General features: G+C 66.5%; 12 protein-coding genes, 1 pseudogene and 1 riboswitch. Of the genes and pseudogenes, 1 reads left to right on the forward strand and 12 read right to left on the reverse strand.

Annotated elements, in window-relative coordinates:
* Window positions 1-146: 146 nt before the first annotated feature.
* From ACGLHT_RS29480 to cobO, 11 genes are all read right to left on the reverse strand, one after another.
* On the reverse strand, window positions 147-1265 hold the full coding sequence (locus tag ACGLHT_RS29480; protein ID WP_274121206.1) for a glycoside hydrolase family 5 protein: 1119 nt from the start codon (window positions 1263-1265) through the stop codon (window positions 147-149).
* Window positions 1266-1608: 343 nt separating this feature from the next.
* Window positions 1609-2331, reverse strand: a complete 723-nt coding sequence (locus ACGLHT_RS29485) for an adenosylcobinamide-GDP ribazoletransferase (protein WP_137163192.1) — start codon at window positions 2329-2331, stop codon at window positions 1609-1611.
* A 1-nt stretch (window position 2332) separates the two neighbouring features.
* Entirely contained in the window at window positions 2333-2899 is a 567-nt protein-coding gene (locus ACGLHT_RS29490) for a histidine phosphatase family protein (RefSeq protein WP_025338028.1), read from the reverse strand.
* Window positions 2896-3951: a nicotinate-nucleotide--dimethylbenzimidazole phosphoribosyltransferase gene (gene cobT / locus ACGLHT_RS29495; RefSeq protein WP_274121204.1), complete on the reverse strand. Its 1056-nt coding sequence runs from the start codon at window positions 3949-3951 to the stop codon at window positions 2896-2898. Before cobT ends, ACGLHT_RS29490 begins: the two co-directional genes overlap by 4 nt.
* Window positions 3948-4469, reverse strand: a complete 522-nt coding sequence (gene cobU, locus ACGLHT_RS29500; RefSeq protein ID WP_274121203.1) for a bifunctional adenosylcobinamide kinase/adenosylcobinamide-phosphate guanylyltransferase — start codon at window positions 4467-4469, stop codon at window positions 3948-3950. Before cobU ends, cobT begins: the two co-directional genes overlap by 4 nt.
* Before the next feature lies 1 nt (window position 4470).
* A complete protein-coding gene (locus ACGLHT_RS29505; RefSeq protein WP_274121202.1) occupies window positions 4471-5925 on the reverse strand; it encodes a cobyric acid synthase in 1455 nt (484 codons plus the stop codon).
* Entirely contained in the window at window positions 5922-6914 is a 993-nt protein-coding gene (cobD, locus tag ACGLHT_RS29510; RefSeq protein WP_274079969.1) for a threonine-phosphate decarboxylase CobD, read from the reverse strand. The genes ACGLHT_RS29505 and cobD overlap by 4 nt, the downstream gene beginning before the upstream one ends.
* On the reverse strand, window positions 6907-7815 hold the full coding sequence (gene cbiB / locus ACGLHT_RS29515; protein WP_015269245.1) for an adenosylcobinamide-phosphate synthase CbiB: 909 nt from the start codon (window positions 7813-7815) through the stop codon (window positions 6907-6909). Before cbiB ends, cobD begins: the two co-directional genes overlap by 8 nt.
* On the reverse strand, window positions 7812-8462 hold the full coding sequence (gene bluB, locus ACGLHT_RS29520; protein ID WP_025338024.1) for a 5,6-dimethylbenzimidazole synthase: 651 nt from the start codon (window positions 8460-8462) through the stop codon (window positions 7812-7814). The genes cbiB and bluB overlap by 4 nt, the downstream gene beginning before the upstream one ends.
* Complete coding sequence (locus ACGLHT_RS29525) at window positions 8459-9754, reverse strand: cobyrinate a,c-diamide synthase (RefSeq protein WP_085665789.1); 1296 nt, start codon at window positions 9752-9754, stop codon at window positions 8459-8461. Before ACGLHT_RS29525 ends, bluB begins: the two co-directional genes overlap by 4 nt.
* The gene (cobO, locus tag ACGLHT_RS29530; protein ID WP_274079970.1) at window positions 9751-10362 is read right to left on the reverse strand and encodes a cob(I)yrinic acid a,c-diamide adenosyltransferase; all 612 of its coding nucleotides are present in this window, start codon (window positions 10360-10362) and stop codon (window positions 9751-9753) included. The genes ACGLHT_RS29525 and cobO overlap by 4 nt, the downstream gene beginning before the upstream one ends.
* Window positions 10363-10481: 119 nt before the next feature.
* Window positions 10482-10702, reverse strand: a riboswitch (cobalamin riboswitch).
* Window positions 10703-10869: 167 nt separating this feature from the next.
* Here cobO and ACGLHT_RS29535 point away from each other — a divergent pair.
* Window positions 10870-11395: pseudogene (locus ACGLHT_RS29535) on the forward strand (hypothetical protein).
* Between the two features lie 33 nt (window positions 11396-11428).
* Here ACGLHT_RS29535 and ACGLHT_RS29540 read toward each other — a convergent pair.
* The coding region (locus ACGLHT_RS29540; RefSeq protein ID WP_394520756.1) for a hypothetical protein at window positions 11429-11760 on the reverse strand (332 nt) is incomplete at its 5' end.

Here is an 11760-nt window from a genome sequence, read left to right on the forward strand (position 1 = left end):
TGATGCGCAACAGTTGAAATTGCTGGGGCTGCTTTGCAGCCCTTTCGCGACACAAGGCCGCTCCTACAGGGATTGCGCAATTCCTGAGTTCTGCGCATACCTGTGGGAGCTGGCTTGCCGGCGATGGGCCGCAAAGCGGCCCCCAATTACTTAACCAGGCTCAAGCGCCGGCGAATCGGCTCGAACTCTACTGTAGCCTTGCGCACCAGCGGGTCTGGAGCGCCCTGCTCGATTGCTTGCCAATAGCGCCACGGCACCTTGGCCGAGCCCAGTTCGTAGTCCATGCCGTCCCAGTTATCTTCACGGAAGCTGTAGAAGGCCCAGTGCAACCGGTGGCGATCCAGCACGCTGAGCACGTCTTCCAGGTATTGCCGGCACCCCGGCAGCCTGCGCATGCAGCCGAACTCGCCCACCACCAACCGCGAGCGGGGCACGTTCATGGCCGCGGCCCAGTCCAGCGGCTGGCGCAGGTATTGCGCCACACGCTGGCCATCCCACTGCTGCGTCTGCCCCGCGAACGGCGCCGGGCCGGGATAGGCGATGGGTTGCTTGCGCGTCATGTTCGGTGCACTGGTCACCAGATAGGGCTCGTACATGTGCACGCTGTACAGCACCCGCTGGTCTTCCAGAGGTGCCGGCCAGTAACCGAAGGCGTCGGCGGCGGCGAACCAGCCGGCATCGAGCATGACCGGCGTGTCCGCGTCCTCCTCGCGAATGGCCGCTATCAACTGCCGATACAGGGCCGGCAGATCACGCGCACTCCCCTGCTGCCGTGCATACCACTGCTGCATTTGCCCAGGGTCGGCATGCTCGGCCAGGCCACCTTGCTTCTCCGGGGCGGGCTCGTTGACCAGGTTGTAAGCGGCGATGGCCGGGTGACCTTTCAGCTCGCGGGCCAGATCCCGCCAGAAGGCCGCAGCCTGCAACCAGTAGCGTTTGTCCTGCCAGAGACGGTCGTCGAACTGACCCTGGTTGTTTTGCGACCAGCGCATGCCGGGTAGCGAGAGCGGTGCGATGACCACCTTGAGGCCGGCCTTATGGGCGCGGTCGAGGGTGGCTCGCAGCGTGGCCAGGTCGGCCGCAGGCAGGCCTTGGTAGGCATCGGCATCGCCGAGGAGGAAGTCGCGTTCCGCCGGCTGCCATTTGTCGTAGGACAGCCGCACCCAGGTCGCGTCATAACCGCTCAAGGCGTCGAAGTAGGCTTGATCAGGCGGCAGCCGGTTGAAGCTGTTGCCACCGTGGCGGGGGGTGTTCCAGAAAGCCATGAGATCGGCTGCCATGGCAGCAGGCCCCATGGCCAACAAAAACGCAGCGAGAATGACATGACGCATGGTGCCGACACTCCTCGACAGTTTGCGGGAGGGGCAAGCATACGCCAGTGAAAAGATGCCGGTTCTTGCTGAGTTTTTTCAGGAATTTACCGACACGTTTGGCTCAGAAACACCCTACAGAAACATCCTGCTTGCGCGGTCACTTGTAGGAGCGGCCTTGTGTCGCGAAAGGGCTGCAAAGCAGCCCCGGCAATTTATGGATTAACGCTGAAATCGTGGGGCTGCTTTGCAGCCCTTTCGCGACACAAGGCCGCTCCTACAGGGTCCAGAGCAAGGCTCAGAGGCCCAGCGCCAACCCCAGCACCACGGCCAGTTCGAGCAACTCGAGCATTGCACCAGCGGTATCGCCGGTAGTCCCGCCCAAGCGCCGGCACATCAGTTGTCGCAACCAGGCAAACACCGCCAACGCCAGCACCACGACCCACCCGCCCAGGACCAGGCAAAAAAGCACACAGCCCAGCAGCACCCAGCCGGCCGCATGCCGGGGCAGGTGCTCGGCCAGCGCTTGGCCCAAACCGCCCTGCCGTACATAAGGCGTACTCAGGAACAACCCGAGCATCGCCGCCCGCCCGATCAATGGTGCCAGTAACAACTGCGCGCCAATGCCCTGCTCGACCAGCACCCACAAGGCGCAGAACTTCAACAACAGCACCAGCACCAGGGTGACCACGGCAATCGGCCCGCTACGCGGGTCTTTCATGATCAGCAGGGTGCGTTCGCGGTCACCGAAGCCGCCCAGCCAAGCGTCGGCGCTGTCCGCCAGGCCATCCAGATGCAAGGCGCCACTGAGCAACACCCACAACGTCAGCAGCAGGGCCGCGTGCAGCGGTGTCGGCGTGCCCTCCAGCAGGTGGCTGGCCAGCCACAGCAACAGGCCGAACAGCAACCCGACCAGCGGGTAGCAGAGCAGCGAGCGCCCCACCTCGCGCGGCGCCGGCATGCCCGGCAGACTCACCGGCAGGCTGCTGAGAAACTGCAAGGCAATCCACAACGGCAACATTTCAGCGCCCCTCGACCAACTGGCCGTCGTCACCCGGCACCAATCGCATCAGCGCAGCGTGGCCGACTTCGACCTGCAGCAACTGCGCCCTCGGCAAACCACGGGCACGGGCCAGCAGCAGCCGCATCACGCCGCCATGGGTGACCAGCAGCACACGCTTGCCAGCATGCTGATGGCTCAGGCGCTCGACAGCCGCCAGCACACGCTCGGCAAACGCCTCGACCGGCTCGCCATTGGGCGGTGTAAACGCGTAAGGGTCCGCCCAGAAGCGCCCAAGCGCGTCCGCCTGGTCTTCCATGATCTGCGCCGCACTACGGCCTTCCCAGTCGCCAAAATGCAGTTCCTGCAACGCCGCTTCGCGCTGTACCGGCAGGTTCAGCCGCTCGCCCAGTTCCTCGGCAAAACGCGCGCAGCGCTGCAGCGGCGAACTGACCAGCACCTCCCACGGGCCGGCTTCGGCCACGGCGCCACGCATCTGCGCCCAGCCCTTGTCGGTCAAGGCATCATCAAGGCTGCCACGCAGGCCGCCCTGTTCCGTTTCGCCATGGCGCAGCAGGTCGAGGATCATGCCGGGCGGTCCGCCACCGCAGCCTCGGCGAAGGTCGCCATCTGCCCGTGCAACGCACAGGCCAGGCGCAACAGCGGTACGACCAGAGCAGCCCCACTGCCCTCGCCCAGGCGCAGGCCCAGGGCCAGCAACGGCTTGGCCTGCAACGCGTCGAGCAAGGCTTTGTGCCCAGGCTCTGCGCCTTGGTGGGCGAACAGCAACCAGGCCCGGCATTGCGGGTTGAGGCGCACCGCCAGCAGCGCGGCGACGCTGCAGATGAAGCCGTCCACCAGCACCGCGATACCCGCCTGCGCACAGCCGATGTAGGCGCCGGCCAGGGCCGCGATCTCGAAACCACCGACACAACCCAGTGCCTGCAATGGATCGTTGGCGCTCAGGCCATGCAGGCTCAGCGCCCGTTCGATGACCTCGGCCTTGTGCCGCACCCCGGCGTGGTCCAGGCCGGTACCCGGGCCACTCAACTCAGCCGGCGGGCAACCCAGCAAGACGCTGGCCAAGGCAGCGGCAGCCGTGGTGTTGCCAATACCCATCTCGCCACCGATGAACAGCTGCGCGCCCTGTTCGGCGGCGCGCAGGGCACTATCGCGGCCAGCCTGCAGGGCGGCCTGCAGCTGGCCCTCGGTCATCGCTGGCTGGCGGGCGAAGTTGGCGGTACCGGCGCCCAGGCGCAGATGGCGCACGCCAGGCAGTTCCAGGTGCGGGTCGATGGTGCCCAGGTCGACCACTTCCAGGCTCGCCTGCAGCTGGCGCGCCAGCACGCTGATTGCCGCGCCACCACCGACGAAGTTGCGCAGCATCTGCCCGGTCACCGCTTGCGGGTAGGCCGAGATGCCTTCCTCGACCACACCGTGGTCACCGGCAAAAATGCTGATTGCGGCGTTATCCAAGGTCGGCCGTTCACACCCCTGCAGGCCGGCCAGCTGAATGGCCAATCCTTCCAGTTGGCCCAGCGAACCGGCAGGTTTGGTCAGCTGCTGCTGACGGGCGCGGGCCTGGTCCATGGCGGCGTTGTCGAGGGATTGGCAGGCGTCACGCCACCAGGCTTGGGTCATAGTGCAGGTCCTTTGAGCATTAGGGGCAGGCCGGCCACGGTCAGCACCACGCGCTGACAGCGTTCGGCCACGGCCTGGTGCAGCCAGCCGGCCAGGTCGACATAGCGCCGGGTCAGCTCGCCCATGGGCACGACGCCCAGGCCGGTTTCGTTACTGACCAGGATGACCGTGCCCGGCAACTGTTCCAGGCAGACCAGCAGCGCATCACGCTCCTCGGCCAGGCGCTGGTCGTCTTCGAGCATCAGCAGGTTGGTCAGCCACAGGGTCAGGCAATCCACCAGCAGGCAGCGCCCTTCGGCCGCTTCGGCGCGCAGTACCGCGGCCAGGGCCAGGGGTTCTTCGATCAGCCCCCAGTCATCAGGGCGACGCTGGCGGTGCAGCAGCACGCGTTCGTTCATTTCACCATCCAGCGGCTGGCTGGTGGCGATATAGGTCACCGGCAGGCCACTGGCGCTGGCCAGCTGTTCGGCCAGGCGGCTCTTGCCCGAGCGGGCGCCACCGAGGATCAGGTTGAGCATGTCAGTCCACCCCACAGAGCTGGCGCAGGCGCGCGGTGTCCAGGTGCTTTTCCACCAGGTCGGCCAGGCGCTCGATATCGCGTTCGCGCAGGGCCTGGTAATCGACGGCCTGCACATCATCCAGCCCAGCCCAGCGCAGCAGCGCCGCGCACGACTGGCTGCCTTCGAACAGGCCGTGCAGGTAGGTGGCAAGTATCTGGCCATCAGCGCTGACAGCACCATCGCAACGGCCATCGGCAAGTTGCACGGCTGGCTGCTCCAGGGCAGGCCCCGTGGTGACGCCGGCATGAATTTCATAACCGGCAACCGGGACTGCCTCCATGTTCAGCGTGCCGGCAACGTTGCGCAGTTGCTTCTCGGCTTCGAGCACCGTGGCGTAATCGAGCAGGCCAAGCCCCGGGCTGGAGCCGGCGGCCCCTTCGAGACCAAGCGGGTCATGCACTTCGCGGCCCAGCATCTGCAGGCCACCGCAGATCCCGATCAGCTTGCCGCCATAGCGCAGGTGCCGGTCGATGGCCTTGTCCCAACCGCGCTCACGCAGTTGCGCCAGGTCGCCGCGCACACTCTTGGAGCCCGGCAGGATGATCAGGTCGGCGGCCGGGATCGGCTGGCCCGGGCCGATGAACTGCAGGTCCACCTGGGGGTGCAGGCGCAGTGGGTCGAAGTCTGTGTGGTTGCTGATACGCGGCAGCACCGGGACGATCACCTTGAGCACGCGCTCGGTCTTCGTCCCCTGGCGCATATCGATGCCGTCTTCGGCTTCCAGATGCAGGTCGTTAACATACGGCAGCACGCCCAGTACCGGCTTGCCGGTGCGCTGCTCCAGCCAGTCCAGCCCCGGCTGCAGCAAGGCGATGTCACCGCGGAAGCGGTTGATGACAAAGCCCTTTACCCGCGCCTGCTCACTGGGCGACAGCAGTTCCAGGGTGCCGACCAGATGGGCGAACACACCACCACGATTGATGTCGGCAACCAGGATCACCGGGCAGTCCACCGCTTCGGCAAAGCCCATGTTGGCAATGTCACCGGCACGCAGGTTGATCTCCGCCGGCGACCCCGCGCCTTCGACCATGACCACCGGCCAGGCAGCACTCAGGCGCTGGTGCGAAGCCAGCACCGCCTGCATGGCGATAGCCTTGTAGTCGTGGTAGGCCACCGCGTTCATGCTGGTGACGGCACGGCCATGGATGATCACCTGGGCGCCGGTGTCGCTGTTGGGCTTGAGCAGCACCGGGTTCATGTCGGTATGCGGCTGCAGCCGGCAGGCCTGGGCCTGCACCGCCTGGGCCCGGCCGATTTCACCGCCGTCGGCGGTCACCGCGCTGTTCAGCGCCATGTTCTGTGGCTTGAACGGCACCACACCGACGCCCTGGCGCAACAGCCAGCGGCACAGTGCGGTCACCAGCGTGCTCTTGCCGGCGTCGGAGGTGGTGCCTTGCACCATGAGGGTGGTCATGCCGTTTCCTTCTGATAGGCCGCCAGGGCCTGGGCCAGGCGCTGTTCGTCCGCCGCATGGGCAGGCAGCCCAAGGCGTACCGCCGGCGGGTGCTCGAACAGCCGCACCAGGATGCCGCGGCAGGCAAGAAAGTCATGCAGTTGCGCAGCGTGCTCGCTGCGTACGTACTGGAACAGGTCGCAACCACCGCTGGGTGCCAGGCCGGCGCTGCGCAGCAGCATAGCCAGCCGCTGGCTGGCGGCAGCGCAGCGTTCGACCTGCACACGCTGGGCGGCGTGGTCGGCCAGGCTGGCCTGGGCCAGCACCCGGGTCGGGCCATTGACGGTCCACGGCCCAAGCAACTCGGCCAGGCGCAGCAGCAGGCTGCGTTCGGCGGCAACGAATCCCAGGCGCACGCCGGCCAGGCCGAAGAACTTGCCGAACGAGCGCAGCACGATCAGCCCCGGGCGCTCGGCACAATCGACCACGCTTTGCGCCGGGGTGTTGTCCATGAACGCTTCGTCGACCAGCAGCCAACCACCGCGGGCGGCCAGGCGCGCATGCCAATCCAGCAGGCGTTCACGCGGCACCCGGCGGCCGGTGGGGTTGTTGGGGTTGACCAGCACCAGTACGTCAAGGTTGTCGATCGTCGCCTCGACCTGCGCTTCGTCCAGCTCCAGCAACTGGTGCCCCGCCCGTTGCCAGGCGTATGGGTGCTCGGCATAGCAAGGCGTCAACACCCCTACCCGGCCGGCTGCGCGCAGCAGCGGCAAGGCCTGGATCGCGGCCTGGGAACCGGCCACTGCCAGCAATTGGCGTGCGCCGTAATACGCACGTGCGGCGTCCTCCAGGCCGTCCTCGGTCTCCGGCAGGCGGGCCCAGGCCTCCATGGGAATCGGTGGAATCGGGAAAGGCCATGGCGCAATGCCGCTGGACAAGTCGAGCCACTGCTCGCGAGCAATGCCGTATTGCCGTACCGCCCGCAGCAGGCGGCCTCCGTGTTCAAGCATTGATATAGGCCCCCAGGCAGATCACCAGCAGCCACAGCCATACGCCGCGCTGCACCAGGCCCCAGCCGCGCTCGATGGCGTCGGCGTCGGCCATTGGCCCGTCACCCAGGCGTGGCCGCTCATGCAGCTCGCCGTGGTACACCGCCGGGCCACCGAGTTCCACACCTAACGCACCAGCACCGGCGGCCATCACCGGCCCGGCATTGGGGCTGTCCCACAGCGGGCCCTGCTTGCGCCAGCAGGCCAGGGCCAGGCGGGTCTTGCCCAGCAGCGCGTAGGTCAACGCCACCAGCCTGGCGGGAATATAGTTGAGCACATCGTCGACGCGCGCCGCGCACCAGCCGAAGCGTTCGAAGCGCTCGTTGCGGTAGCCCCACATCGCGTCCAGGGTGTTGCTCAGGCGGTACAGCACCACGCCCGGCGCGCCGGCGACCACGAACCAGAACAGCGCGGCGAATACCGCATCGCTGCCATTCTCCAGTACCGATTCGGTGGCCGCCCGGGCCACCGCAGGTTCGTCCAGTTCGCGGGTTTCGCGGCTGACCAGGTAGCCCACACGGCGCCGCGCTTCTTGCAGGTCACCCTGGCGCAAGGCACTGGCCACCGGCAACACGTGTTCGCCCAGGCTGCGCAGCCCGACGGCGCAGTACAGCGCCAGCACGTCGACCAGCCAGCCGATGTACGGCAGCCAGGAGAGGATCAGTGCCACCAGGGTAAGCGGCACCACGGCCAGGAACCATGCGCTCACCCCGTGGCTGCGCCAGCCGCGCCCACCGGCATTCAGGCGGCGCTCGAGGTTACTGGCCATGTTGCCGAAGGCTACCAGCGGATGGCGCCGCTGCGGTTCGCCCAGCAAGGCATCCAGGGCCACCCCGGCCACAGTCAGCAAGGCGACGCTCATTGGCGCTCTCCCCATTGATTCTCAAAGAGCATTTCACTCAAGGGCCGTTCCTCGGCCCAGTTTTCCAGCACCAGCATCGGTGCCGGGTAAAACTCGGTCACCGGCCCCAGGCACAGTACCGCGACCGGCTTGGCCCCGGCCGGCATGCCCAGCAGCGCCGCCAGCGCCTGTGGGTCGAACAGCGACACCCAGCCCATGCCCAGGCCTTCGCCACGGGCTGCCAGCCACAGGTTCTGGATGGCGCAGGCCAGCGAGGCCAGGTCCATTTCCGGCAGGGTGCGGCGGCCGAAGATATGCGGCTCGCGGTTGTCCATCAGGGCGGCCACCAGCAACTCGGCGCAGTCATTGATGCCCTCTACCTTCAGTTTCATGAAGGCGTCGGAGCGTTCGCCCAACGCTTCGGCGGTACGCACCCGCTCTGCTTCCACCAATGCCTGGATGCGCGCACGCAGGTCGCGCCGGGTGATGCGGATGAAACGCCAGGGCTGCATCAGCCCGACGCTGGGCGCCTGGTGCGCGGCAGCCAATAGGCGGCCCAGCAGTTCCGGGGCTACCTCGCCACCGGCGAAATGGCGCATGTCACGGCGCTCGCCGATGGCCCGGTAGATCGCGGCGCGCTCGGCGTCGCTGTAGGCGTGTTCGCTCATGGTCGCAACAGCGCCGCCGCCGCATCCGGGTTGGAGGGGAAATAGAAGTGCACGTAGGAAGCCGTCAGCCGACCCAGGCGGTACACCGCTTCGTTGCCGCGCCCGCCATTGGGGCTCAGGCCACGTGCGATCGGCTCCAGTGCGGTACTGGTCAACGAATGGTGATAGGTGTGACCGCGCAAGGTGCCTTCAGGCAGTTCTACCGCCTGCAAGGCCAAGGCAGCCAGGCGCTTCTGCATGGTCGCTTCGCCCGGCAGCAGGCCGAGCAGTTCGGCACGCTCGCCGGCCACATCGGTCAGGGCATCGAGCAGATACAGCATGCCGCCGCACTCGGCCAGCAACGGTTTGCCCTGGGCGTGATGGGCGCGTATCGCCTCGTTCATCGGCGCATTGCCGGCCAGGGCGTGGTGGTGCAGTTCGGGATAACCGCCCGGCAGGTACAGGCTGTCCACTGCCGGCAGTTCGCGGTCATGCAGCGGCGAGAAGAACTCCAGCTGTGCGCCCAGGTTGCGCAGCAGGTCGAGGTTGGCGCCATAGGTGAAGGCGAAGGCCTCGTCCCGCGCCACGCCAATGCGTACACCGGCCAACGAGGCAGCACTGGTTTGCGGCTCGGGTTCGGCAAAGGTCACTGGCGGCGGCAAGGCAGCATCGCAACTGGCGCCAAGCGCCTCTGCAGCGGCATCCAGGCGCGCGTCCAGGTCGTTCAGTTCGCTGGCCTGGACCAGCCCCAGGTGGCGGCTGGGCAGCTCTATACCGCGCTCGCGGGACAAGCCACCATACCAGCGCAGGCCCTCGGTCAGGCTACCTTCCAGCAGTTGCGCGTGGCGCAGGCTGCCGACCCGGTTGGCCAACACACCGGCAAACGGCAGGTCCGCCTGGTAGCGTGCCAGACCCAGGGCCAGGGCGCCGAAGGTCTGGGCCATGGCCGTGCCGTCGATCACCGCCAGCACCGGCACGCCGAAGTGGCGCGCCAGGTCGGCGCTGGACGGCGTGCCGTCGAACAGCCCCATCACCCCTTCGATCAGGATCAGGTCGGCCTCGCCGGCGGCTTCCCACAGCAGGCGGCGGCTTTCCTCGGCGCCGATCATCCACAGGTCGAGCTGGTACACCGGCGCGCCGCTGGCCCGCTCGAGGATCATCGGGTCGAGAAAGTCGGGCCCGCACTTGAACACCCGCACCTTGCGCCCGAGGTTGCGGTGCAGGCGGGCCAGGGCGGCGGTGACGGTGGTCTTGCCCTGGCCAGAGGCCGGTGCCGCGATCAGCACGGCGGGGCAATGGCGCGGCTGGCTCACAGTTCCACGCCCTTCTGTGCACGGATGCCGGCCTGGAAGGCGTGCTTGAGCATGCCCATCTCGGTCACGGTGTCGGCCAGCTCGATCATCTCGGGTTTCGCGGCACGGCCAGTGACGATCACATGCTGCATCGGTGGGCGGGCCTGGATGTCGGACAGCACCTGGTCAAGGTCGAGGTAGCCGTGCTTGAGGGCGATGTTCAGTTCATCGAGCACCACGAACTGCACGCTAGGGTCTTGCAGCAACTGGCGCGACACGGCCCAGGCCGTTTCGGCGGCGGCAATGTCGCGCTGGCGGTCCTGGGTTTCCCAGGTAAAGCCCTCGCCCATCACGTGGTAGCGCACCTGCTCGGGGAAGCGGCGGAAGAACAGCTCTTCGCCGGTGCTGTTACGGCCCTTGATGAACTGCACCACACCGCACTGCATGCCATGGCCCAGGGCGCGCGCGAGCATACCGAAGGCCGAGCTGCTCTTGCCCTTGCCATTACCGGTCAGCACCAGCAGCAGGCCGCATTCGTTGGGGGAATTGGCGATGCGTTCGTCGATGATCGCCTTCTTGCGCTGCATGCGCGCCAGGTGGCGTTCGTCGCGTTCGGTGGATTCGCTCATCAGGGTTCTCCGCTGGCTGGCGCCACGGCAACGCGCGGCGACAGGTAAAAGGCGGGCAGACGGAGAACGCGCAGGGGCCGTGGCCGTACGCCACGGTGCACCGCGCATCACCCTCCGTGATGCCGTTGGCAGTATCAGGCCGGTCTCCGGGCTTGTGAGCGGGCCTTGGCCCAGGCCTGCGCGCCTTCCCGGGTGCTGGCACCCAGTGGCCCTGCGCGGCCGCGACTCACCTACCGTTGCGGGGGCAGCGCCGGAATCGCGCCATGCTGGCACCCACCGGCTTCCCAGTTTCACCCTGCCCAGTCGGGGCTGGCAGGGCACCTGAAACACGCGCGAAGGTTAGAGGGTTGCACCGGGAGCGTCAATCGAAGCGGGCCGCTTTGCAGTCGAACAGGCACCGCCCAGGTAATGGCCAATTCACCTGGTTGTGCCACACTGAATACAGTGATATCACATAGCCATCACTTTCAGCTGAACGCGATCACAACGATAACAGGAGAGCGCAGCATGCGAGGCCAGATCATCAACAACCCGCGCCTGGAGTTTCTCGCCCCGGTGCTGGAGCGCTGGGGCGACTGTATCGACCGCTTCAACCAGTTTGCCGGCGATGCCGAAGCACCTTACTGGCATGGCGGCGCTGCAGCAGTTTGCCGGCAAGAAGCAGCGCGACGAAGGCGAACACGAAGGGCGCTGCGACCTGTCGATCAGTAGTGCCGATGAAGCGCTGTACCTCAGTGTCAACCAGCGCTGGCCAAAAGTTGCCCGGCTGGACATGGCCGACGCCCTGCAGCAGACCGCTGCCCTCGCGCGCCAGGTGGCCTACCCCAGCCAGTTGAAAGCTGGTGCGCTGTTCATCAGCCCGTGGAAGGCTGGCCAGCATGCCAGCCCCGAGGAACTGCAGGACTTGGTCGACGATCTGCAGAAACATACCGCCTGTGCCATCGCCTGGTACTTCCCGTATGCCTATCGCAAGTTGCACAACGAACTGGGGCAGTATTTCCCGGGGGTAGCGTTGTTGCTCAAGCAGGCTTGAAGCAACTTCGGCTCGGGCCGGGACCGGAACGCGTTAGCAAGCACGACGTGGTTTCTGTGGAAGCGGGCGTGCCCGCGAAGAATCCAACGCGGTGGCTGGCACCGGCTGCGCCGGTGTTCGCGGGCGCGCCCGCTCCCACAGAGCCCCATTTAAGTCTCCTGTCGTAGTGAAGCGAGCCACCGCAGGTGCCCCAAGCACAGCCATCATGAGGAGCCAATCCCGATTACTGGTACACGGCTGCGGTTTCTGACGATTTATGCTCTCGCACTTGTACTTGCACTCGCACTTGCTCTTGCTCTTGCTCTTGCTCTTGCTCTTGCTCTTGATCTTGATCTTGATCTTGATCTTGATCTTCGCGACTTCAG

The sequence above is a fragment of the Pseudomonas sp. PsB genome (assembly GCF_043658375.1).
Classification (GTDB): domain Bacteria; phylum Pseudomonadota; class Gammaproteobacteria; order Pseudomonadales; family Pseudomonadaceae; genus Aquipseudomonas; species Aquipseudomonas putida_Z.